The organism is Burkholderia sp. DN3021, from assembly GCF_049805555.1.
GTDB classification, from domain to species: Bacteria; Pseudomonadota; Gammaproteobacteria; order Burkholderiales; family Burkholderiaceae; genus Burkholderia; species Burkholderia pyrrocinia_C.
Genome location: NZ_JBNCAB010000030.1, coordinates 53,556 through 75,976, shown reverse-complemented (window position 1 = coordinate 75,976; position 22,421 = coordinate 53,556). Strand labels below are relative to the sequence as shown.

The 22,421-nt window shown below is 69.0% G+C and carries 23 protein-coding genes and 2 pseudogenes; 9 read left to right on the top strand and 16 right to left on the bottom strand.

The window, feature by feature from the left end; genetic code table 11:
• Positions 1-350, bottom strand: a pseudogene (locus ACPUER_RS17045) (short-chain dehydrogenase); the annotation flags it as partial.
• 13 nt (positions 351-363) lie between these two features.
• On the opposite strand from ACPUER_RS17045, the gene ACPUER_RS17040 reads away from it, so the two are divergent.
• Both ACPUER_RS17040 and ACPUER_RS17035 read left to right on the top strand, forming a co-directional pair.
• Positions 364-1,560, top strand: coding sequence for a class I SAM-dependent methyltransferase (locus tag ACPUER_RS17040; protein ID WP_425131646.1), 1,197 nt, complete (start codon positions 364-366; stop codon positions 1,558-1,560).
• A gap of 7 nt (positions 1,561-1,567) precedes the next feature.
• The gene (locus ACPUER_RS17035; RefSeq protein ID WP_006484654.1) at positions 1,568-1,762 is read left to right on the top strand and encodes a DUF2905 domain-containing protein; all 195 of its coding nucleotides are present in this window, start codon (positions 1,568-1,570) and stop codon (positions 1,760-1,762) included.
• A 25-nt stretch (positions 1,763-1,787) separates the two neighbouring features.
• On the opposite strand, the gene ACPUER_RS17030 is transcribed toward ACPUER_RS17035, so the two are convergent.
• The 6 genes from ACPUER_RS17030 to ACPUER_RS17005 all read right to left on the bottom strand — a co-directional run bounded on the left by ACPUER_RS17030 (position 1,788) and on the right by ACPUER_RS17005 (position 8,792).
• On the bottom strand, positions 1,788-2,009 hold the full coding sequence (locus tag ACPUER_RS17030) for a hypothetical protein (RefSeq protein WP_072437474.1): 222 nt from the start codon (positions 2,007-2,009) through the stop codon (positions 1,788-1,790).
• 125 nt (positions 2,010-2,134) lie between these two features.
• Positions 2,135-3,043, bottom strand: coding sequence for a carbohydrate kinase (locus tag ACPUER_RS17025; RefSeq protein WP_310135463.1), 909 nt, complete (start codon positions 3,041-3,043; stop codon positions 2,135-2,137).
• Positions 3,040-4,320 (bottom strand): AGE family epimerase/isomerase, encoded by a 1,281-nt coding sequence (locus ACPUER_RS17020; protein ID WP_175963755.1) that lies wholly within the window; start codon positions 4,318-4,320, stop codon positions 3,040-3,042. Before ACPUER_RS17020 ends, ACPUER_RS17025 begins: the two co-directional genes overlap by 4 nt.
• A complete protein-coding gene (locus ACPUER_RS17015) occupies positions 4,317-5,336 on the bottom strand; it encodes a LacI family DNA-binding transcriptional regulator (RefSeq protein WP_072437468.1) in 1,020 nt (339 codons plus the stop codon). Before ACPUER_RS17015 ends, ACPUER_RS17020 begins: the two co-directional genes overlap by 4 nt.
• A 378-nt stretch (positions 5,337-5,714) precedes the next feature.
• Positions 5,715-7,565, bottom strand: a complete 1,851-nt coding sequence (locus tag ACPUER_RS17010) for an EAL domain-containing protein (protein ID WP_425131645.1) — start codon at positions 7,563-7,565, stop codon at positions 5,715-5,717.
• A 192-nt stretch (positions 7,566-7,757) separates the two neighbouring features.
• Positions 7,758-8,792, bottom strand: coding sequence for a bile acid:sodium symporter family protein (locus tag ACPUER_RS17005; RefSeq protein WP_425131644.1), 1,035 nt, complete (start codon positions 8,790-8,792; stop codon positions 7,758-7,760).
• Positions 8,793-9,139: 347 nt separating this feature from the next.
• Here ACPUER_RS17005 and ACPUER_RS17000 point away from each other — a divergent pair, with 347 nt between their 5' ends.
• From ACPUER_RS17000 to ACPUER_RS16990, 3 genes are all read left to right on the top strand, one after another.
• Entirely contained in the window at positions 9,140-9,634 is a 495-nt protein-coding gene (locus ACPUER_RS17000) for a hypothetical protein (protein ID WP_034179218.1), read from the top strand.
• A 344-nt stretch (positions 9,635-9,978) separates the two neighbouring features.
• Complete coding sequence (locus ACPUER_RS16995; RefSeq protein WP_175963759.1) at positions 9,979-11,055, top strand: porin; 1,077 nt, start codon at positions 9,979-9,981, stop codon at positions 11,053-11,055.
• A 188-nt stretch (positions 11,056-11,243) separates the two neighbouring features.
• Positions 11,244-12,206 carry a LysR family transcriptional regulator gene (locus ACPUER_RS16990; protein WP_034179216.1) on the top strand — a complete coding sequence of 321 codons (963 nt, stop codon included), beginning with the start codon at positions 11,244-11,246 and terminating at the stop codon, positions 12,204-12,206.
• A 122-nt stretch (positions 12,207-12,328) separates the two neighbouring features.
• Here ACPUER_RS16990 and ACPUER_RS16985 read toward each other — a convergent pair whose 3' ends face one another.
• Entirely contained in the window at positions 12,329-13,288 is a 960-nt protein-coding gene (locus tag ACPUER_RS16985; RefSeq protein ID WP_072437462.1) for an NAD(P)H-dependent flavin oxidoreductase, read from the bottom strand.
• A 279-nt stretch (positions 13,289-13,567) separates the two neighbouring features.
• Here ACPUER_RS16985 and ACPUER_RS16980 point away from each other — a divergent pair, with 279 nt between their 5' ends.
• On the top strand, positions 13,568-14,464 hold the full coding sequence (locus tag ACPUER_RS16980) for an alpha/beta fold hydrolase (RefSeq protein WP_072437460.1): 897 nt from the start codon (positions 13,568-13,570) through the stop codon (positions 14,462-14,464).
• A 28-nt stretch (positions 14,465-14,492) separates the two neighbouring features.
• Here the strand turns inward: ACPUER_RS16980 and ACPUER_RS16975 are convergent, their stop codons facing one another.
• A complete protein-coding gene (locus ACPUER_RS16975) occupies positions 14,493-14,984 on the bottom strand; it encodes an Lrp/AsnC family transcriptional regulator (protein ID WP_072437457.1) in 492 nt (163 codons plus the stop codon).
• Between the two features lie 112 nt (positions 14,985-15,096).
• Here ACPUER_RS16975 and ACPUER_RS16970 point away from each other — a divergent pair, with 112 nt between their 5' ends.
• Complete coding sequence (locus ACPUER_RS16970) at positions 15,097-15,999, top strand: DMT family transporter (protein ID WP_175963761.1); 903 nt, start codon at positions 15,097-15,099, stop codon at positions 15,997-15,999.
• A 253-nt stretch (positions 16,000-16,252) separates the two neighbouring features.
• Here ACPUER_RS16970 and ACPUER_RS16965 read toward each other — a convergent pair whose 3' ends face one another.
• The 4 genes from ACPUER_RS16965 to ACPUER_RS16950 are packed head-to-tail and all read right to left on the bottom strand — an operon-like array spanning position 16,253 to position 18,893.
• Positions 16,253-16,465 carry a DUF1289 domain-containing protein gene (locus tag ACPUER_RS16965; RefSeq protein ID WP_072437453.1) on the bottom strand — a complete coding sequence of 71 codons (213 nt, stop codon included), beginning with the start codon at positions 16,463-16,465 and terminating at the stop codon, positions 16,253-16,255.
• Entirely contained in the window at positions 16,462-16,968 is a 507-nt protein-coding gene (locus tag ACPUER_RS16960) for a YbaK/EbsC family protein (RefSeq protein ID WP_425131643.1), read from the bottom strand. The genes ACPUER_RS16965 and ACPUER_RS16960 overlap by 4 nt, the downstream gene beginning before the upstream one ends.
• 26 nt (positions 16,969-16,994) lie before the next feature.
• A complete protein-coding gene (locus tag ACPUER_RS16955) occupies positions 16,995-17,927 on the bottom strand; it encodes a hydroxymethylglutaryl-CoA lyase (RefSeq protein WP_425131642.1) in 933 nt (310 codons plus the stop codon).
• A gap of 24 nt (positions 17,928-17,951) precedes the next feature.
• The gene (locus tag ACPUER_RS16950; protein ID WP_425131641.1) at positions 17,952-18,893 is read right to left on the bottom strand and encodes a 2-hydroxyacid dehydrogenase; all 942 of its coding nucleotides are present in this window, start codon (positions 18,891-18,893) and stop codon (positions 17,952-17,954) included.
• 294 nt (positions 18,894-19,187) lie between these two features.
• On the opposite strand from ACPUER_RS16950, the gene ACPUER_RS16945 reads away from it, so the two are divergent.
• Positions 19,188-19,811: an RBBP9/YdeN family alpha/beta hydrolase gene (locus ACPUER_RS16945; protein WP_425131640.1), complete on the top strand. Its 624-nt coding sequence runs from the start codon at positions 19,188-19,190 to the stop codon at positions 19,809-19,811.
• A 51-nt stretch (positions 19,812-19,862) separates the two neighbouring features.
• Here ACPUER_RS16945 and ACPUER_RS16940 read toward each other — a convergent pair.
• The 3 genes and pseudogenes from ACPUER_RS16940 to ACPUER_RS16930 form a co-directional block, all read right to left on the bottom strand.
• Positions 19,863-20,175, bottom strand: a pseudogene (locus ACPUER_RS16940) (phospholipase domain-containing protein); the annotation flags it as partial.
• Positions 20,176-20,197: 22 nt separating this feature from the next.
• On the bottom strand, positions 20,198-20,482 hold the full coding sequence (locus ACPUER_RS16935; protein ID WP_175963765.1) for a hypothetical protein: 285 nt from the start codon (positions 20,480-20,482) through the stop codon (positions 20,198-20,200).
• Between the two features lie 167 nt (positions 20,483-20,649).
• Entirely contained in the window at positions 20,650-21,570 is a 921-nt protein-coding gene (locus tag ACPUER_RS16930; RefSeq protein ID WP_425131639.1) for a LysR substrate-binding domain-containing protein, read from the bottom strand.
• A 112-nt stretch (positions 21,571-21,682) separates the two neighbouring features.
• On the opposite strand from ACPUER_RS16930, the gene ACPUER_RS16925 reads away from it, so the two are divergent.
• Positions 21,683-22,321 carry a glutathione S-transferase family protein gene (locus ACPUER_RS16925; RefSeq protein WP_425131638.1) on the top strand — a complete coding sequence of 213 codons (639 nt, stop codon included), beginning with the start codon at positions 21,683-21,685 and terminating at the stop codon, positions 22,319-22,321.
• Positions 22,322-22,421: the final 100 nt, after the last annotated feature.

The window sequence follows — 22,421 nt, the reverse complement described above, 5'->3', positions numbered from 1 at the left end:
CCGTCCACCGTGTGCGCGTCGTCGGCGCCCGCACTGGCGCTCACGAACACCGCGCACGCGGGCCGGCCGAGCGCCGCGCCGCACGCGGCGACCAGCGCGGCCGCGTCGGCTTCCAGGGCCAGATCGGCGTCGAGCACGGCCGCAGGGCGGCCGAGCGCCGCGACTTCGGCGACGATTGCATCGGCGGCCGCGCGCGGCGCGCCGTGGCTGCGCTGCAGCGCGACGTCCCAGCCGCGGCGCGCGAATTCCGTCGCGAGCGCACGACCGATCGACGCGGCGTCGGCCGCGCTGCCCAGGGCGCCCGCGACGAGCACCACGCGCAGGGTCGACGTATCGGCTGAAACGGTCATTTACAATGCCGGGATGAACCCGAAAGCTCACGAACCCGCTAGTTTACCTGCTCCCGGCCCTGACGCGCTCGCGCAGTCCGAAACCCTTGCCGCGCAACTGCGCGACGAGATTGCGGCGGCCGGCGGCTGGCTGCCGTTCGACCGCTTCATGGAGCGCGCGCTGTACGCGCCGCGCCTCGGCTATTACAGCGGCGGCGCGCGCAAGTTCGGGCGCCGCGCCGACGACGGCAGCGACTTCGTTACCGCGCCCGAGCTGTCGCCGCTGTTCGCGCAAACTCTGGCGCAACCGGTCGCGGAAGCGCTCGCGGCGAGCGGCACGCGCCGCGTGATGGAATTCGGCGCCGGCACGGGCAAGCTCGCGGCCGGGCTGCTCGCGGCGCTCGACGCGCTGGGCGTCGAACTCGACGAATACCTGATCGTCGACCTGTCCGGCGAGCTGCGCGAACGGCAGCGCGATACGATCGCGGCCGCCGCGCCGGCGCTCGCCGCGAAGGTGCGCTGGCTCGACGCGCTGCCCGAACGGTTCGAGGGCGTCGTGGTCGGCAACGAGGTGCTCGATGCGATGCCGGTGCGGTTGTTCGCGAAGGCGGACGGCGCGTGGCACGAGCGCGGCGTCGCGCTCGACGCGCGGCACGCGTTCGTGTTCGAGGACCGGCCGGCCGCGCCGGCCAGCCGGCCGCCGGTGCTCGCGGCGCTCGACGCCGAGGTCGCCGACGGCTACGTGACCGAGACGCACGAGGCCGCGCTGGCGTTCACGCGCACCGTCTGCACGATGCTCGCGCGCGGCGCGGTGCTGCTGGTCGACTACGGTTTTCCCGCGCACGAGTACTACCATCCGCAGCGCGACCGCGGCACGCTGATGTGCCACTACCGCCACCACGCACACGACGACCCGTTCCTGTACCCGGGCCTGCAGGACATCACCGCGCACGTCGAATTCACCGGCATCTACGACGCGGCCGTCGCCGCCGGCGCCGACCTGCTCGGCTACACGTCGCAGGCGCGCTTCCTGCTGAACGCGGGCATCACCGACGCGCTGGCCGCGATCGACCCGTCCGACATCCGGCAGTTCCTGCCGGCCGCGAACGCGGTGCAGAAGCTGATCTCCGAAGCCGAGATGGGCGAGCTGTTCAAGGTGATCGCCTTTTCGCGCGGCATCGACGGCACGCTCGACGCGTTCGCGCGCGGCGACCGCTCGCACGTGCTCTGAGGCCGGCATGCTGCGCTGGCTGATGGCGTCGTTCGTCGCGGTGATGATCCTGACGCGCTGCTGGCCGTGGCTCGGCAAGCTCGGCATCGGGCGGATGCCGGGCGACGTCACGCTGACGCTCGGCGGGCGGCGCTACCCGTTCCCGTTCATGTCGACGCTGGTGCTGACGATGCTGGTATCGATGGTGGCGCGGCTGCTCTGAGCCGCGCCGGAAAGGGCGGTGCGCGTTACAGCTCAATCTCGCCGAGGATCCGGTGCGCGAGCGCCTTCGCCTCGTCGAACGCTTCTTCCTCGCTGGGGCTCGTCGAGTGGACGTCGTAGCGCGTGTTCTCGGTGTCGTCCCCGTCGTCCTTCGAGAGAATCACGTAACCCTGGAACTGCCCGTTGGCCGAATGCTGGGTATGCGCCTTGGCCGTGTAGATGCCCTTCGTGAACGTGTTGGTGTCCATCGTGCCTCTCCCGCAAAAGGACACTTCATCGTAGCACTGCGGCGCAGCATGTACAGCGCGGCTTTTCGGTGACCGAACGGTGTCTGGTCACGGCGCTCGGTCACCGTTCGATCAGCCCTCGACGATCAGCCCTCGATCAGCGCGACGACTTCGTCGAGCGTCGGCGCGTGCGCGCCCGTGTGCCGGCATGCGGCGGCGCCCGCCGCCAGCGCGAACGCGAGATGCTCGCGCCACGCTCGCTGCGGCGCGGCCATCAGGCTGAACAGCATGCCGCCGATCGACGCGTCGCCCGCGCCGACGGTATCGACCACCTCGACGCGCGGCGGGCTGGCCTCGTGCACGCCGCCGTCGGCATACAGCGTCGCCGCCTGCGCGCCGCGCGTGACGAGCACGGCCGCGCGCGGGTTCAGCGCGCGCACCGCCGCGACCGCGTCGGGGCCGTCGCCGCCGAACAGGTGCCGCAGGTCCTCGTCGGACACCTTGATCAGGTCGGCGAGCGCAGCCATCTTCGCGAGCGTCGGCCGGTACGCGGCCGTCATCAGGTTCCGGTAGTTCGGATCGAAGCTGATCTTCACGCCGCGCGCGTGCAGGTCGGCCGCGAGCGCGACGAGCGTGCCGGCGAGCGGTTCGCGCACGAGGCTGATGCAGCCGAAATGCGCCCATTTCACGTGGCCGGTCCAGCCGGCCGGCAGCCGCGCGGGATCGAACGCGAGATCGGCGCTCGCTTCGCCGATGAAGAAGTACGCGGGCGGGCGCGTCTCGTGGACGATCGCGAGCAGCGGCGGCCGTGCGACGCGCTGCAGGAAGCGCAGGTCGAGCCCGGCCGCTTCGCTCGTGCGCCACAGCACGTCGGAGAAGCAGTCCTCGCCGATCGAGCCCGCGAGCGCGCTCGGCACGCCGAGCCGCGCGACCGCGCGCGCGACGTTCCAGCCGGCGCCGCCAGGCACCGACGTCCACTGCGCATCGCCCGCGCGCACCATGTCGGTCAGGATGTCGCCCGCCGACACGAAAGCCGGAAACGTGCCGCCGCTCATTGCGTCGGCTCGCTGCGCGCCGTGCGCGCGAGGGTCGCGAGCACGTCGTAGCACGCGCCCATCGTGTGATAGTCGGTCTTGCCGGCCGGGCTCTTCTCGTCGCTGTACTTGCGGTTGTCGCAGGTGAGGATTCGGTACCACGCGCCGTAGCGGTGGTCGACGAAATGCGCCCAGCTATAGCGCCAGATCTCGTCGTACCAGTCCCAGAAGCGCTCGCTGCCGGTGCGCGCGCCGAGCATCGCGGCCGCCGCGAAGGTTTCCGCCTGCACCCAGAAGTACTTGTTGTGGTCGCAGATCGTGAAGTCGGGGCCGAAGCCGTAGTACAGGCCGCCGTGATCGGCGTCCCACGCGTGCGCGAGCGCCGCGTCGAACAGTTCGGCCGCGCGCGGCACGAGCCAGTCGAGCGGGCGGTGCCGCTCGAGGATCAGCAGCAGCTTCGCCCATTCGGTCTGGTGCCCGGGCTGGAAGCCCCACGGACGGAAGATGTTCGAGCTGTCTTCCTTGTTGTAGTCCCAGTCGACCGACCAGTCCGCGTGGTAATGCTCCCATACGAGCCCGCCCGACAGCGCGGCCTGGCGCTGCGTGATGTGGCTTGCGAGCTTTTCCGCGCGATCGAGGTACGTGAGGTGGCCGGTCGCCTCGTAGGCCGCGAGCAGCGCCTCCGTCATGTGCATGTTCGCGTTCTGGCCGCGGTACGACGACACGATCCAGTTCGGCGTCGCGTCGTCCGCATACAGGCCTGCGGCCGCATCCCAGAAGCGGTGCTCGGCCAGCTCGTAGGTCGCCGCGATCAGCGGACGCGCCTCGTCGATGCCGGCCATCGTCGCGTGCGCGGCTGCGAGCAGCACGAACGCGAGCCCGTAGCAGTGGCGCGTGCCGTCGAGCGTCGCGCGCTTCGCGCCGTCGCGCCAGTCGAGTTCCCAGTCGTAGCCCTGCAGTTCGTCGTCCCAGTGCGCGTCGCGCAGGAAGCGCAGCCCGTGGCGCGCGTAGTCGAGATGACGCGGGTCGCCGAAATGCCGGTACGCCATCGCGTAGTTGAAGACGAACCGGCAGCTGCTGACGAGGTGGCGCGACGTGCGGTTGTAGATGCTGCCGTCGTCGCGGAAGTAGTGGTAGAAGCCGCCCGTCGGGTCGTACGCATTCGTCGCGTAGAAGCGCAGCGTGTCTTCGATATGCGACAGCAGGAACGACGGATCGCGGAAATTCGCGACGAGCGGCGCGGCTTGCGTGTGGGCGGCCGGCGCGGCCGTGCAGGGTTGGACCGGGGGCATGTTCATGATTCGGTGACCGTGGCGGTATCGAGTGCCGGAGAGCCGGCGGGCTGGCTGCTGGCCCGCACGATCAGCTCGACGGGCAGGGAGATCTCGGTGCGCTCGGGCGCTTCGGCGAGCAGCAGTTCGACGCCGCGGCGGCCGAGCGCTTCCTTGTCGACCGCGAGCGTCGTGAGCGGCGGGCTCGCGTGCGCGGCGGCCGGGATGTTGTCGAAGCCGACGATCGCGATGTCGTCCGGAATCCGCAGGCCGCGCGCGGTGCACACGCGCTGCGCGGCCAGCGCGGCCGCGTCGTTGTATGCGAAGACGGCGTCGGGGCGCGGGCCCGGCGCGTCGAGCAGTTGCTCCATCGCACGCGCGGCGCCGGTGTCGGGGTCGAGCCCCGCGTCGATCGTCACTTCGTACGCGGGATCGAACAGCCGCCCGGCCTCGAAGAACGCGCGCCGGTAGCCGATCGCGCGCTGCGCGATGCTGTAGTGCGCGGGCGAGCCGCCGATGAACGCGATCCGCGAGCGGCCGGTGGCGAGCAGGTGGCGCATCGCGAGTGCGGCGCCCGTCGCATTGTCGATGTTGACCGAGCGCAGCCCGGGCGCCCACAGGTCGATCAGCACGAGCGGCCGGCCGGTCGCGGCGAGCGCCTCGATCGTCTCGGGCTCGATGAAGCCGGCGACCGCGATCGCGTCGGGCGCGTGCGGGCGCATCTGGCGCAGCACGTCGTCGTTCGGGCCGACCGTGAGCAGCGTCGGCACGATGCCGCGCTCGCGGCATGCGTCCTCGACGCCGTGCAGCACGTGCGAGAAGAACGGGCTCGCGGGAAAGCGGTTGTGCTGGCGGTGCAGCAGGAAGGTGAGCCGGCGGATGCGCGGCCGCAACTGCGCGGGATCGTAGCCGAGCTGCTGCGCGATCTCGACGATGCGCGCTCGCGTTGCTTCCGACAGGCCCGGCTGGTTTTTCAGCGCGCGGGAGACGGTGCCGATCGAGACCTCTGCCGCCCGCGCGACATCGCGAATGGTGGTGCCCATCGTTCGGGGTTCGGTTTGTTTAGGGTGAAAGCGATTGTATAGTAAAACATATCGCGAAATTCGGGCCGGATAACCGGGGAATACCCGTGAATAACGGCTTTTTAAGCGCTAATCTGCGAAAACGCCGTTACTAAAAATACTAAACAAAACGCGAAAAAGGCAAGGTGGTCGTGCGTGCACCCGGCGGCGCGGGCGACTGGCGGGAAAGGGGCGGGAATATGCTGGAAAACGGGCTGTTTCGAGCGTCCGCGCAGCGTACCCGGCGGCCTGCACGGGCGGCCGGCAGCCGATGCGCAACGATTCGGCTGGTTGACGGGCGGATGCCCGTCTCCGTCGCCCGGAGCGCAGCCGTATCCGCGCTCGACGATTGCCCGCCGTTCAGTCCGCCGCGACCGTCGCCGCCACCGTCGGCGGTTCGCCGCGATTGCGCAGCGCGGCGCGGCCCGCGTCGAGATCGACGACCGCGAGTCCGCCCGGCTGCTGTTTCGCGCGCCGCTTCGCGAGCGCCGCGACCGACGCGATCTCGTCGCTGCCGTAGCGCTTCGCGCCGTGCGCGCCGGCCGGCACGCCGACGGCACCGATCGCCATCGTCACGAAGCCGAAGAACGCCGGGTTGCCGTGGCGGTCCTCGCCGCGCAGCCCGCCCGCCTGCCGGTCGGCCTGCGTGTAGAAGCGCTGCGCGCCGTCGTTGAAGCGCGCGATCGCGTCGGTCGCGCGCAGGTGCCAGTCGTCGCGCTGGAACAGCACGAGGAAATCGTCGCCGCCGACGTGCCCGAGAAAGTCGCGCTGCGGGTCGCACACGCCGGCCAGCACCGTCGCGGCGAACTTCAGCACCTCGTCGCCCTGCCAGTAGCCGTACTGGTCGTTGAACGGCTTGAACTGGTTCAGGTCGACATAGCACGCATGAAAGCCGGCATCGCGCTGGAGCAGGCGGTCGATATGCGCGCTGATCGGAATGTTGCCGGGCAGGAACGTCAGCGGGTTCGCGTAGCGCGCGGCTTCGATGCGCATCTCGGTCACCGCGCGCACGAGGCTCTCGCCGGTGCCTAGCCCGACGTAGCGGCCGTGTTCGGTGATCACGAAGCCGTCCGCGAGATAGCGCTGGTCGTGGCTCGCGAGCAGCGTCGCGAGCTGCTCGAACGTCGTCGCGTTGTCGATCATCAGCGGCGCGTCGTTCGCGAACTGCAGGCACGGCTTCTTCCCGAACACCTCGCGGTGATACGGCAGCGCGAAGCGGTCGATGAAGCCGCGGCGATTCACGAGCGCGACGGGCCGCCCGCGTTCGACGAGCGCGACCGCGTGCAGGTCGGGCATCCGGTTGAACAGGTCGAGCACGTCGTTGCTGGTCGCGTCGCGCGGCAGTGGCGGCGCGGCGACGAGCATTTTCGAGGCGATCGTGCCGGCCGGCCGCACGGCGCGCGTCGCGCCGGGAAACACCGCGATGTGCGGCGCGCGGATCGCATCGCGCGCGGCCGGCGCGACGACCCGCGACGGCTGCGCGTCCGGCCGGCCGAGCAGGAAGCCCTGCACGCAGCAGATGCCCATGTCGCGCACGACGATCAGGTCGCATTCGTTCTCGATGCCTTCCGCGATCAGTCGCGCGCCGCTCGCCTGCGCGAAGTGCTGCATGGCCTTCACGGCCTCGAACTTGAGCGGGTCGCGTGCGATGTCGTGGATGAAGAAGCGGTCGATCTTCACGACGTCCGGCTGCAGGCGCAGCCACAGGTTCATGCTCGCGTTCGCGGTGCCGTAGTCGTCGAGCGCGAACTGGATGCCCGCATCGCGCAGCGACGCGACCGCCGGCCCGAAGTGCGCGACATCCGGTATCGCGTTCTGCTCGGTCAGCTCGATCACGATGCGCTCGGCGCCGATCCGCGCGCGGCCGAGAAAATGGCGCGCTCGCTCGCGTTCGCTGGCGAGCTGCAGGATCGTGCCGGCGCTGAAATTGAGGAACAGCTTGCCGTCGCAGCCGAGCGCCGCGAACGCGTCGAGGCAGGCGAGCGCGGCGGCCTGTTCGAGCGCGATGGTCGCGCCTTCGCGCGCGGCCTGCGCGAACAGCGCGGCGGGCGCCTCGAGGTCGGTGCCGCGCGGGCCGCGGATTAGTCCTTCGTAGCCGACGACCGTCCCCGACCCGAGATCGACGATCGGCTGGAAAACGGCGGCGAGCGCGCGATCCGCGATCAGGCGCGCGGTACTGGCGGCAGCGGAGTCGGAGTGGAGCGCGGGCATGGGCGAGGGCAGCCGAATCGACGGGGTATCCGGCTTAACGGCACCGATCGCGGGGAATTGAATGAAGATTTCATGACGCGATGGGCGCTGATGGTGCATCGCGTCGGGCGCGCCTCGGTGCGCGTTTGGAAGGCGGGAAGGCGGGAAGGCGGAAAGCGCCACCATCCAGTGACCGTCCCGCCTCCCGTCCCGTCAGCGCTTGCCCGCGTTCAGCGCGCCGGGCGCCGATGCCGCGCCATCCTGCCCGCCGCGCTCGCCGCTCATGTCGCGCGCGCCCCACCGCTGCGCGAGCGCCGCGCACGCCATCAACTGGATCTGGTGGAACAGCATCAGCGGCAGCACGATCGCGCCGACCGCGTTCGCCGAGAAGATCACCTTCGCCATCGGCACGCCGGCCGCGAGGCTCTTCTTCGATCCGCAGAAGATGATCGTGATCTGGTCGGCCCGGTTGAAGCCGAGCCGCTTGCTGACGAACGCGGTCAGCAGCAGCGCGATCGCGAGCAGCACGAGGTTGGCGATCAGCAGGCCGCCGAGCGCGCGCGCCGGAATCTGGTGCCACAGGCCCTCGTTGACGGCTTCGCTGAACGCGACGTAGACCACGAGCAGGATCGAGCCCTGGTCGACGAAGCGCAGCACGCCGCGGTTGCGTTCGATCCAGCGGCCGATCGCGGGCCGCAGCAACTGGCCGGCGATGAACGGCACGAGCAGCTGCATCACGATGCTGCCGACGGTGCTCCACGGCGACGCGGCGGCGGCCGACTGCGACGTGATCATCAGCCCGACGAGTGCCGGCGTGACGAAGATCCCGAGCAGGCTCGACGCCGATGCCGCGCACACGGCGGCCGGCACGTTGCCCTTCGCGATCGACGTGAACGCGATCGACGACTGGACCGTCGACGGCAGCGTGCACAGGAACAGCACGCCCGCGTAAAGCGCCGGCGTGACGAGCGGCTGCAGCACGGGTTTCAGCGCGAGGCCGAGCAGCGGGAACAGTGCGAACGTGCTGAGCAGCACGACCGCGTGCAGCCGCCAGTGCGTTGCGCCCGCAACGACCGCTTCCCGCGACAGCTTCGCGCCGTGCAGGAAGAACAGCAGGCCGACGGCGATGTTGGTCGCCCAGTTGAACGCGTGGGCGGCCGGGCCGCGGCACGGCAGGAGGCTCGCGAGCACGACGGTGCCGACCAGGGCGAGCGTGAAGTTGTCGGGAAGAAAACGGGGACGGGCCATCGGGAACTCGATTCGGAAACGACGGAGGCGCACGTCGCGCGCGCGGATGGAGCTATTGTCCCGGTTGGCCATTCACTACACAAATTCATTGTGAGAATCGATTGATGAATCGACTGCATGCGGCAACGGCCGCCGCACCCACCACGGCCATGCGCAAAACGGCAGAAGAATGTTCTGTCGTGTTCGCGCCCTGAAGTGAAAAAACCTAGCAGTAACATGGTGTTACACCGATGCCGGCGACCTAACACTTTTTGGCTCGACACAGTTTCGGGCCGCTCATAAATTACTGCTGAAAGCCTTGCGTCGGCCGAAAGGAGCCGGCGGCAGGCGTGGACAGGCACTGAACGATGACGGAACGTGTGAAACGGAAGATCGGACGATGGGTGGCAGGCGTGCTCGGCGCGCTGCTGATGCCGCTTGCGCTCGCGCAGCCGCCGCACGGCGGTCATGGGTTCGGCGGCCACGGTTTCGGTGGCGGCGACATGCGTGCGTACGGTCAGCAGGCTGGCGGCGGGTTCGGTGGCGGGCCCGTCTGGCGCCGCGTTCCGCCCCCCGCCGGTGCACGCGCCGGCGGCGTGAGCAGCTACGGCTCCCGCTGGGGGCTGCGGCCGACGCCGTCGTACGGTCATTACGCCGCGCAAAGCCCGTATCGCCCGATCAGCGCCGACGCGCGCCAGATGCCGCGCCCGCCGGGCGGCGGCAACGTGCCGCTGCGCGCCGGTTCGATCCGAGCCGACGTCGCGCGCTACAACGAGGAGCGCGGCGGCCGTCCGATGCCGCCGCCCCGTTCGCAGGAAGAGCCCTCGCACTCGCCGTATTTCTCCCCGTTCTATCGAAACTGAGCGCCCGCGCGCTCGTCCCCCGCCGGCTGATGCGAATTCGCCACAGTCGCGCGCAGATTTCCGCTGATTTTCCCGTCGCATTGCGCTATCTTTCGCGCCCGGCTCGCGTGCACCACGCCGCCGTCCCGTCGCGCAACCGCTTTTGCGCGGGGCCACCGCGGTGCATCCCGCCACGTATCGATTCCGCGAAGTTAATGCTGGCGCTATACCAGCAATAAGTGTGCGCAATTTTGACCGGACAAATGATCCGTAAAGATGGCTGCGCCCCATACGACGCAAGCACTCGGCTCCAAAAAACAACGCTCGCGCCACTTATCGACCATTCGACAAAACCTGGAGATCCCATGAAAGCATTCGCTCGCCGTACGTCGCGCACGTCCGTCAAGCTGATCGCCGCGGCCGCCTGTGCGGCGGCTGCCGCACCCGTTTATGCGCAATCGAGCGTGTCGCTCTACGGTCAGGTAGACGAATGGGTCGGCGCGACCAAGTTCCCGGGCGGCGATCGCGCATGGAACGTGTCGGGCGGCGGGATGTCGACGTCGTACTGGGGCCTGCACGGCGCAGAGGATCTGGGCAACGGCTACAAGGCGATCTTCACGCTGGAAAGTTTCTTCCGCGCGCAGAACGGCCAGTTCGGCCGCTTCCAGGGCGACACGTTCTTCGCCCGCAACGCGTACGTCGGCATCAGCTCGCCGTACGGCACGGTGACGGCAGGCCGCCTGACGACGCACCTGTTCCTGTCGACGATCCTGTTCAACCCGTTCTACGATTCGTACACCTTCTCGCCGATGGTGTACCACGTGTTCCTCGGCCTCGGCACGTTCCCGACCTATCCGAGCGACCAGGGCGCGGTCGGCGATTCGGGCTGGAACAACGCGGTGTCGTACACGTCGCCTTCGTTCGGCGGGCTGAATGGCAGCGCGATGTACGCGTTCGGCAACCAGGCCGGCGACAACGGCTCGAAGAAGTGGAGCGCGCAGTTCAACTATGCGAACGGCCCGTTCGCGGCGACTGCCATGTATCAGTACGTGAACTTCAACAACGGCCCGCGCGACCTGAGCGCACTCGTCGCCGGGATGAAGAGCCAGGGCATCGCGCTGGTCGGCGCGACCTACGACCTGAAGGTCGTGAAGCTGTTCGGCCAGTACATGTATACGAAGAATGACCAGGTCGCGGGCAGCTGGCACGTGAACACCGCGCAGGGCGGCGTGTCGGTGCCGCTCGGCGTCGGCAACGCGATGGCGTCGTATGCGTATTCGCGCGACGCGGGCGGCCTCGACCAGACTCGCCAGACCTGGGCCGTCGGCTACGACTACCCGCTGTCCAAGCGCACGGACGTCTACGCCGCGTACATGAACGACCACATCAGCGGCCTGTCGACCGGCAACACGTTCGGCGCAGGTATCCGCGCGAAGTTCTGACGCGCACACGCGATCGGCGCGCCGGACGCGCGCGGAAATCGCGCGTTCCGGCTACATGTTGTCCCGCCCGAAACGGCGCCGCCTCCCCGCGGTGCCGTTCGTTTTGCCTTTGTTGACCTTTCTGTTTCCTCGCCTTTGTTACCCTATCTCGTAATTGGACCATTCCCCCGTCATTACGAGCTAGTTCGATGGATACCCTCGTCAGCATGAATGTGTTTCGCTACGTCGTCGAAGTGGGCAGCTTCGTCGGCGCGGCCGAGCGCATGCAGATGTCGGCTGCGATGGCGAGCAAGCACGTGATGCATCTCGAGCAGCAGCTCGGCGCGCGGCTGCTGCATCGCACGACACGCCGCGTCGCGCCTACCGAGGCGGGACGCGAATATTACGAGCGCCTCGTGCAGGCGCTGTCTGAACTCGACGAAGCCGGGCAGGCCGTCGGCGCCGCGAGCGTGGTGCCGCAGGGCCGCCTGCGCGTGACGTCGCTGTCCGCGTTCGGGCTGCGGCACGTGATGCAGGCCGTCACCGATTACGCGGGCCGGTTCCCGGACGTGACCGTCGACATGACGCTGTCCGATCGCGTGGTCGACCTGATCGAGGAAGGCTACGACGTCGCGGTGCGCGCGGCGCCGAACGGATTGAAATCGTCGTCGCTGGTCGCACGGCAGATCGCGACCGCGCACATCCTGCTCGTCGCGTCGCCCGAGTATCTCGACAAGCACGGCACGCCCGCGACGATCGCCGATCTCGCGCATCACAACTACCTGCGGCGCGACTCGAATTCGACGATGCTCGATTCGCTCGTGATCGACGCGGCGGCCGCGTCGCGCGTGACCCTCAACGGCAACCTGATCGTGAACCATCTCGAAGGGCTGCGTGCGGCCGTGCTCGCGGGCGCGGGCATCGCGCTGCTCGGCACCGAGGTGGTCGGCGACGACATCGAATCCGGCCGGCTCGTGCCGGTGCTGCTCGATTCGGTGCCGCCGCACGAGGCGCCGATCTATGCGGTGTACGCGAGCCGCCGTCACGTATCCGCGAAGGTGCGTTCGTTCGTCGATTTCCTTGCGGCGCGTTTCGAAGGCCAGTCGCTGTGCCCGTCGATCGAGTCGCGCCTGCGCGTGCTGCCGATCACACGGATCAAGCGCGCGGGCTGAACCGTGTCCCGCGGCGGCGGGGCGATGAAACAAAAAGCGCGAACCGTTCGGTTCGCGCTTTTTGTTTGGTCCGACGGGATTGGCGGCGGCGGCGAATGCGGCCGCAATGGCCGCCGCTTCCGTCAGCGTGCGATGCCGAGCCGCGCCTTCGCGTCGTCGTACTCGCGCTTCAGGCGCTCGACGAGCGCACCCACGCTCGGCAGGTCGTCCATCAGCCCGACGCCCTGGCCGGCGCCCCAGATGTCCTTCCACGCCTTCGTCTTGTCGCCGCCGAAATTCATCTTCGTCTTGTCGGATTCCGGCAGCGCTTCCGGATCGAGGCCGGCTTTCTCGATGCTCTCGCGGATGTAGTTGCCGTGCACGCCGGTGAAGAGGTTCGTATAGATGATGTCGGACGATTTCGCGTTCAGGATCGCGTGCTTGTAGTCGTCGATCGCGTGCGCTTCCTGCGTCGCGATGAAGCGCGTGCCCATGTACGCGAAATCGGCGCCCATCGCCTGCGCGGCGAGGATCGAGCCGCCGTTCGCGATCGCGCCGGACAGCACGATCGGACCGTCGAAGATCTTGCGGACCTCGCCGACGAGCGCGAACGGCGACGTCGTGCCCGCGTGGCCGCCCGCGCCGGCCGCGACGAGGATCAGCCCGTCGACGCCGGCTTCGAGCGCCTTCTGCGCGTGGCGCAGGTTGATCACGTCGTGCAGCACGATGCCGCCGTAGCTGTGCACCGCGTCGACGATCTCGCGCGCCGGCGCGCGCAGGCTCGTGATGAAGATCGGCACCTTGTGCTCGACGCATACGCGCACGTCGTGCTCGAGCCGCGCGTTCGACTGGTGGACGATCTGGTTGACCGCGATCGGGCCGATCACCGCATCGGGGTGTTTCGCCTTGTGGTCGGCGAGCTCCGACTGGATCTGCGTGAGCCACTCGTCGAGCAGTTCGGCCGGACGGGCGTTGAGCGCGGGGAACGAACCGACGATGCCCGCCTTGCATTGCGCGAGCACGAGTTCGGGGTAGCTGACGATGAACATCGGCGACGCGATGACGGGCAGCGTCAGGTTCTGCAGGACGGTGGGCAATGCCATGTGATGTCTCCAGTCTCCAGGGAGGGCCGGCGCCCGCGCGGTCGCGTTGACGCCGACACCATGCTTTGCGGTCGAACGATGATTCGAGTGTAGCTGCGGAACGAGATCGTACATATTAATACGAACGGTCGTGCGATTCTACGCGAGCTTAACAAAATGCGCGGTGTGGCCGCAATCGAGTGAGTGTTCTCTTTCTACGGATTCTGGCTGCTGCCCCGCTGTGAAGATGCGCGAGCGCTCCTAAAATAGCCGCCATAACAAACCAACGAGAAATAAACCATGTCGTTTGAGGCGTTTGCACCGTTTCGCGTGACGGTGCAGGACACCGACATCTTCGGTGTCAAAGGAGGCGCGGGCCCGCCGCTCCTGTTGCTGCACGGGCATCCGCAAACCCACATGATCTGGCATCGCGTTGCCGCGACGCTCGCGAATCACTTCACGGTGATCGCCACCGACCTGCGCGGATACGGCGCGTCGGGCCGGCCGCCGAGCGACGCGCGGCACGCGCCGTATTCGAAACGCGCGATGGCGGCCGATCAGGTCGCCGTGATGCGGCATTTCGGCTTCGAGCACTTCCATGTCTGCGCGCACGATCGCGGCGCGCGTGTCGCGCACCGGCTCGCGCTCGATCACGCGGATGCCGTCGAGCGGATGATGCTGCTCGACATCGCGCCGACGCTCGCGATGTACGAGAAAACCGATCGTGCGTTCGCGACCGCGTACTTCCACTGGTTCTTCCTGATCCAGCCGGAGCCGCTGCCCGAGACGCTGATCGGCGGGCATACCGATGCGTACATCGAGCGCGTGATGGGCAACCGGTCCGCCGGGCTCGCGCCGTTCGCGCCCGAGGCGCTCGACGCGTACCGCGCCGCGCTCGCGCAGCCGGGCGCCGTGCACGCGATGTGCGAGGACTACCGCGCATCGGCGACGATCGACCTCGAGCACGACCGTGCGGATCTCGAGCGCGGCAACAAGGTCGCGTGTCCGCTGCGCGTGCTGTGGGGCGAGCATGGGATCGTCGGTCGCTGCTTCGATCCGCTCGACGAATGGCGTCGCGTCGCGCGCGACGTCAGCGGCCGCGCGCTCGAATGCGGGCACTACATTCCGGAAGAGGCGCCCGTCGCGTTGATCGACGAACTGCTTGCGTTCTTCGAGGCGCGCGACCCGTCCGCATAAGGGCGCGCGGGCGGCGCACGCCGGCCGCTCAGCGCTGTGCGCTGTCGTCGTCGGCGAGCGGCGGCAGGCGGCGCGGCACGGGCGTCGATTTCACGATCGCGGTGCTCGTCTCCGCGCGCTCCGTCACCTTCGACAGGATGTCGTCGAGGTGCGCGATCGTGCGCAGGTAGAGCCGGCAGATGAAGCAGTCGTCGCCGGTCACCTTGTCGCATTCGACGAATTCGGGAATCCGCCGCAGCAACTCCTCGACCAGATGCAACTGGCCGGGCAGCGGCTTCACGCGGACGATCGCCTGCAGCGTGTAGCCGAGCGCGCGCGGGTCGAGCTCGACGGTGAACGCGGCGATCACGCCTTGTGCCTCGAGCCGCCGCACGCGGTCGGCGGTCGCGGGCGCCGACAGCCCGATCTGCCGCGCGAGCTCGCTGGTCGCGATGCGCGCGTCGTCGGCCAGCGCCGCGAGGATCGCGCGGTCGGTCGCGTCGAGCGACGCGACGGCGGGTGGGGAAAGGCGTTTCGGCATGATCGCTTTGCTTTCGAAGGTAAATCGGCTGATTCACTTCAGTTTAGCCGTGGTTTCGGCGAAAGCAAGTTTCTAGAATCGAAGTCATCCACTCTCATCAACGGAGTTCAAGATGGCCTCGAATGAAATTCGCCGCGGTGCCGCCGAGATGGTCGTCGCGATGATGATGTCCGGCACGATCGGCTGGCTCGTGATGTCGTCGCGGCAGCCGCTGACCAACGTCGTGTTCTTCCGCTGCCTGTTCGGCGCCGCGACGCTCGCGATCGTCTGCGCGGCGTTCGGCTTCCTGCGCCGCTCGCTGTTCTCGCCGCGGATGCTCGCGCTCGCGACGCTCGGCAGCGTCGCGATCGTCGCGAACTGGCTGCTGCTGTTCGCCGCCTATTCGCGCGCGTCGATCTCGATGGCGACCGCCGTCTACAACACGCAGCCGTTCATGCTCGTCGCGCTCGGCGCGATCGTGTTCCGCGAACGGATCACCGCGTCGACGATCGCGTGGCTCGCGCTCGCGTTCGCCGGGCTCGTCTTCGTGGTGCGCGTCGAGCCGGCCGTGCTCGCGGTGCCGGGCGAATATCTGGAAGGCGTCGCGCTGTCGCTCGGCGCGGCATTCCTGTATGCGATCTCGTCGATCGTCACGAAGCATCTGAAGGGTACGCCGCCGCATCTGCTCGCGCTGCTGCAGGCCGGCCTCGGGATCGTGCTGCTCGCGCCGTTCGCGCACTTCGATACGCTGCCCGCGACTGCCGGGCAATGGCTCGACCTCGTCGTGCTCGGCGTCGTGAACACGGGCCTGATGTATGTGCTGCTGTACGGCGCGATCCAGAAGCTGCCGACCGCGATGACCGGCGCGCTGTCGTTCGTGTATCCGGTCGTCGCGATCGTCGTCGATCGCGTTGCGTTCGGGCAGACGCTCGCGTGGACGCAGGTGTTCGGCGCGCTGCTGATCCTGCTCGCGGCGGCCGGCGTGAATCTCGGCTGGCGCATCGTGCCCGCGCGTCGCACGGCGGTCGGCAACTGAAACGGTCGTACGATTCGGCGCCGCGACGGGGTACCGCCGCGGCTCGCCGGGGGGATTTCAGGAACGCGGATTGCGCTTGGATCGCGTTCGAAATGGGCCCGCGCGCACGCGCGAAAGACGCTGTAAGAAGTTGTAGGGAAACACCCGATGCGATGCGGCCGCGTCGCTCGTATCATGCGGGCTGTGACGTTGATCACGTTCACAGGATTCCGATCTCGACGCCGTTCGCCCGTGAGGCTGAACGGCTCTTTTTTTATGTGCCGCTCCCGGCGAGCATGCGCCGCCGCGCATCGAGCCGCGCGAGCAGCGCGCGCCTCGCGTCGTCGTCCGACGCACGCCATCCCTTGATCTCGTCGCGCGTGCGCAGGCAGCCCGCGCACCAGTCGGTGCGCGGATCGATCCTGCAGACGTCCGTGCACGGCGAGGCGACCGTGCCGACCGGCACCGACACCGGTACGTCGCTCATGCGTTGTCCCGCAATGCGACGTCCGCGACCGGCGCACCCGTCAGCGACACGAGTTCGTGCGGCGACAGGTTGAACACCGCGTGCGGATGGCCGGCGGCCGCCCACAGGCTGTCGAGCTCGAGCAGGTCGGCGTCGATCAGCGTGACGGGTTCGACGAGATGGCCGATCGGGCAGACGCCGCCGATCGCATAGCCGGTGTTGTCGCGCACGAACTTCGCGTCCGCGCGGCCCACTGCGCCGACCTGCGCGGCGACCTTCTTCTCGTCGACGCGGTTGACGCCGCTCGCGACCACGAGCACGGGCGCGCCGTCCGACTGCCGGCGAAACAGGATCGACTTCGCGATCTGCGCGACCGAGCAGCCGAGCCCGGCTGCCGCCTCGGCCGACGTCTTGCCGGTTTCGGCGAGCATCACGATGCCTTTGGCATGGCCGCGCTCGCGCAGCAGCAGCGCGACTCTTCGCGCGGAATCGGGGAGGGAATCGAATGAAGCAGGTGTTGTCATATTGAGGAATCCATGGAATGCCGGGGTCAGACGCAGGTCGCGGCGTCGTCCGCGCTCTGCGCCTTGGCGAGCAGTGCGCGACCGGCGCGCGACACGTTCGTGCGGCCGATCGCGTTCGAGATGAAGTCGCCGGCGGCGACGACCTGCGCGAGATCGACGCCGGTGTCGATGCCGAGGCCCTGCATCAGGTACAGCACGTCCTCGGTCGCGACGTTGCCGGTTGCGCCCTTCGCGTACGGGCAGCCGCCGAGGCCGGCGACCGACGCGTGGAAGATCTCGATCCCTTCGAACAGCGCAGCGTAGATGTTCGCGAGCGCCTGGCCGTAGGTGTCATGGAAATGGCCCGACAGGCGTTCGCGCGGGAACACGCGCGTGACGGCCGAGAGCACTTCGCGCGTGCGCTTCGGCGTGCCGACGCCGATCGTGTCGGCGATGTCGATTTCGTCGCAGCCGAGCGCCGCGAAGCGTTCGACGACGTCGACGACCGACGCGACCGGCACCTCGCCCTGGTACGGGCAGCCGAGCGTGCACGACACGCTGCCGCGCAGTCGCAGGCCCGCGTCCTTCGCGGCCTTCGCGACGGGCTCGAAGCGCGCGATGCTCTCGGCGATGCTGCAGTTGATGTTCCGCTGGGAGAATGCCTCGCTCGCCGCGCCGAAGATCACGACTTCGTCGGCGCGCGCGGCGAGCGCATTCTCGAAGCCCTTCAGGTTCGGCGTGAGCACCGAGTACACGGTGCCCGCGCGGCGCTCGATGCCGGCCATCACATCGGCGCCGTCGGCCATCTGCGGCACCCATTTCGGCGACACGAACGACGCGGCCTCGATGTTGCGGAAGCCGGCGCGCGACAGCCGGTCGACGAGTGCGATCTTCACGTCGGTCGGCACGAAGGTCTTCTCGTTCTGCAGCCCGTCGCGCGGGCCGACTTCGACGATCTTGACGGCGGTGGGGAAGCTCATGGTTGTCTCCGGTTTTGTCTGTATTCAGTAGCCGCGCGCGTAGTCGACGATGCCGCCGACGCGCTCGCCGCGCTCGAATGCGCGGATCTTGCCGGCGATCTGCTCGACGGCCTCGGCGCGCAGCGTTTCGGCCGAGCTGTGCGGCGTGATCGTGATGCGCGGCGCGCGCCAGAACGGATGGTCGTCCGGCAGCGGTTCGTGCTGGAACACGTCGAGCGTCGCCGCGGCGATCCGGCCGCTCGCGAGCGCGTCGAGCAGGTCGGCCTCGACGAGATGCGCGCCGCGCGCGACGTTGACGACGTACGCGCCGGGCGCGAGCCGCGCGAACGCGCGCGACGACAGGATGCCGTCGGTGTCGGGCGTGCTCGGCAGCAGGTTGACGAGCACCTTCGCACCGTCGATGCACGCGTCGAACGCACCGTCGCCGGCGAAGGTCGCGATGCCGTTGAGCTGCTTCGCGCCGCGGCTGTAGCCGCGCACCGGCAGGCCGAGCGCGGCGAGCGCGAGCGCGACCTGCGCGCCGAGCACGCCGAGGCCGAGCACGGCGACGGTGAACGTTGCGCGCGGATGCGGTTCGAGCGGGTGCCAGCGGCGCTCGCGCTGCTGCGCGTCGTATTCGTCGAAACGGCGCAGGTAGCGCAGTACCGCGTGCGTCACGTATTCGACCATCTGCCGTGCCATGCCCGAATCCTCGAGCCGCACGAGCGGCACGTGCGCGGGCAGCGTGCCCGGATGCGCGCGGTCGAGCGCGAGCAGCGCGTCGACGCCCGCGCCGAGGTTGAAGATCGCGCGCAGGCCGTCGCGCGGCGCGAAGAATTCGCGCGGCGGGCGCCATACGAGCGCGTAGTCGGCGGCGGCCGTGTCGCCCGGCTGCCATGCGCGCAGTTCGGCTTCCGGCAGCGCGTGCGCGATCTCGTCGCGCCATGCGGCGGCTTCCTGGTGCGGGGAGTAGAACAGGATCTTCATTGCGTGACTTCGCGCGTGCCGGCGAGGCTCGTCACGGGAACGGCGAGAGGGGCCGGGCGCAGCGTGCCGGCGGGCGTAGCGGACATCGGGCGTCTCCTGACGACCGGGCCCGGCGCGTCGACGCCGGGCCCGGTTCCGTGTGAAGCTGACGGGAAGCCCACATTCTACGGTTTCGACGCGAATTGCGCCGTCGCGCGGGCCGGCGCGCGCAAAAGCAAAGCACAAAATATTGGTTCGGCCGCCGGGCGCCGCGCGCCACAATCGAAACTCGTCTTCAAGCAAGCGAGGGCAATCATGCGCGCATGCAGCAAATCGGCGTGGCCGCCGCGGCTCGTCACCGTACCGGGCCTGCACGGCAGCGAGGGCGCTCACTGGCAGACCTGGCTCGAGCGGCAGTTCCCGCGCTCGCTGCGCGTCGAGCAGGACGACTGGGATGCGCCCGATCTCGCGCGCTGGGCGCAGTCCGTGCGCGCGCTGCTCGACCGCGAGCGCGGCCCGTTCGTGCTCGCCGCGCACAGCTTCGGCTGCCTTGCGGCCGCGCATGCGCTTGCGCAGTGGCCGCATACGGGCGATGTCGCGGGCGTGCTGCTCGTCGCGCCCGCCAGTCCGAAGAAATTCACGTTTGCCGGGCCGTTCGACGCGCGCCGGCTCGCGGCGCCGTCGATCGTGATCGGCAGCGAGACCGATCCGTGGATGCCGCTCGCCGATGCGCGCACGCTCGCGCAGCGCCTGGGCAGCGCGTTCGTGAACCTCGGCGACGCCGGGCACATCAATACGGCGGCCGGCTTCGGGCCGTGGCCGCGCGCGAAGTACTTCGTCGACACGCTCGTCCATTGCGCGGCGCCGCTGCGCTTTCGCGAAGCGGACGACGGCTTCGACGCCGCGCTTGTCGACCGCGCGCTCGCGCATGCGGTCTGACGGGCGGCATGCGCTGCGCGGCGGTTGCCGCGCGACGCAGCGCCGTTGCGGTTACGACGCGGAGACGGGCCGCACCGCTGCCGGGTCCGAATAGCTCGGACGGCCGTTCTCGACGTAACCCGCGAAACGGCGCGAGAACGTGCCGTTCGCGCCGTCGCTCACCGTCACGTCATACCATTGGTGGCTCGATGCGAGCACCCACTGCTCGACCTGCTCGTCGCCGCCGTGCAGCGCCACCTGCCGCGACGGCGCGCCGTACGCGTTGTCGGTCAGCGTCAGCGTGACGTGGGCTGCGCCGTGTTCGCAGCTTCAGGTACAGGTTCCCGCTCGCGACATCGTAGCCGGACTTCACCTCCGGCTGCGCCGGGTTGCGGTGACGAGCGCGATCAGCCTGGCGACGAAGCGGCGGTGGCCGACGCGGCCGCGTTCGACGCGGGCTTCGCATCGTCGTCGTCATCGGGCGGGTAGTGCACGACGGGCGGTGCGAGCGGCGCGGCATCGGACGCGGCGGCATTCGCGGTCGCATTGCTGTTGAACGCGCTGGCGGAACCGCTCGATGCGCCGGCCTGCTGCGAGGCGTCGGCCGCGTGCGCGTCGTGCGGCGCGTCGTCGCTGCAGGCGGCGACCAAAGCGGCGGCACAAAGAACGACGACGGCGGAAACGCGACGCATGACTTCTCTCCTGGCAGGCTGATCGGGAAACGTTTTCGAGTATGCCGATACGATGCGACGTTTCGGTGAATCGTTTGCGATCGGTGTGTGATCGCGAAACGCTTTCGTCAAATTAACGGATTACTTTCGCGTGCGTGCGGCCATCGCCGACCGCCGACCGTCGTCTGTCAGCGCCGCGGTGTCCTGCGGCGCACTTCGCTGCGCAGCCAGTCGAGCCAGGTGCGGATCGCCGCTTCGTGCGGATGGCCGGGGCGCCACACGACGTAGTGCGCATACACGTCGGTCACGCGCACCGTCGACACGCGCACGAGCGTGCCGGCCGCGAGTTCGGGCTCGATCAGCGAGCGGCGTGCGAGTGCGACGCCGCGCCCTCTCAGCGTCGCGTCGATCAGCGCGTTCGCATCGGTGAAGCGCGGCGCGCGCGCGGATTCGGTGAGGTCGAGCCGCGCGGCCTGGAACCACGGCTCCCACGGCTGCGCGGGATGGCGCAGCAGCGTCGCGCGCACGAGATCGGCCGGCGCGCGCGGCGCGACGCCGTCGCGATTGCGGTACACGGGGCTTGCGACCGGAAAGATCGTCTCGTTCATCAGTTTCTCGGCGACGACGCCCGGCCACGTGCCGGGCCCGTAGCGCAGCGCGACGTCGATGCGGTCGCGCTTGCGCAGCGGCGCGAGCGCCGCGTCCGGGTGCAGCGCGATCGCGATGTGCGGATGCGCGGCCGAGAAGCGCGGCAGGCGCGGTGCGAGCCAGCGCTCGGCGACGCTCGGCAGCACGCTGACGTTCAGCGTGACGTCGCAGGTGCGCGGGCGGCTGCGCACGGCGAGCGTCGGCTCGAAGGCACGTTCGAGCACGCGCAGGCCCTGGCGCACCTGCAGCGCGAGCGCGTGCGCGGCGTGCGTCGGTGTCGCGCCGTTGCGCTCGCGCGTGAAGAGCGGATAGCCGAGCTGCGCCTCGAGCGTGCGGATGTGCTGGCTGACCGCGCCTTGCGTGAGTGCGAGGGCGTCGGCCGCGCGCGTGAAGCTCTGCAGCCGCACGGCGGTTTCGAACGCGCGCAGCGTCTGCAGCGGAGGGAGGTGGATGCGTCGCATGCGGGTATTAGTAACACTAATGTCCGAGCACGACAATTCATCGTTTGCGGTGCCCGGCCACGCGTTCCTACACTCGGTTCCGTCTTCCACCCCCCGGTCGGGCCACACCATCATGAACGCATACCGTCTCTATCTTTCGCCGGGCGCCTGCTCGCTTGCCGCTCACATCGCGCTGGAGGAAACCGGCGCGCCGTTCGACGTCGAGATCGTCTCCCTGCAGAAACGGCAGAACCTCGAAGCGCGCTATCTCGCGATCAACGCGAAGGCGCGCGTACCCGTGCTCGCGATTCCGGGCGAGCCGCGCGTGCTCACCGAAACGCCCGCGATCCTCACGTATCTCGCGCGCCGTTATCCGGATGCGCGATTGCTGCCGCTCGACGATCCGCTGCGCGAGGCGCGCTGCCACGAATGGCTCGCCTGGCTGGTCGGCTGGGTGCATGGCGTCGGCTACGGCGCGCTGTGGCGGCCAGGCCGCTTCATCGGCGACCCGGCCCTGCACGGTGCGGTCAGCACGCATGGGCGCGCCACGATCGATGCCGCGAACGAGACCATCGAAACCGCGCTTGCCGACGGCCGCACATGGGCCGAACCGGGCGGCCATTCGATCGTCGATCCGTTCCTGTTCGTGCTGTATCGCTGGGGTGTCGCGATCGGGCTCGACATGACGCGGCATCCCGCGTGGACCGCCCATGCGCGGCGCGAGGCCGAACGGCCGGCCGCGCGGCGTGCGCTGGCGCGCGAGGCGGGCTGACCGCGCGAGCCCGCCCGATCGATCGCGCGCCGGTTTCGTCTCCGGGTTCATTCGCATAACGAAATTCGAACATGTCCAATTGCCATGCCGTGTTCATTCA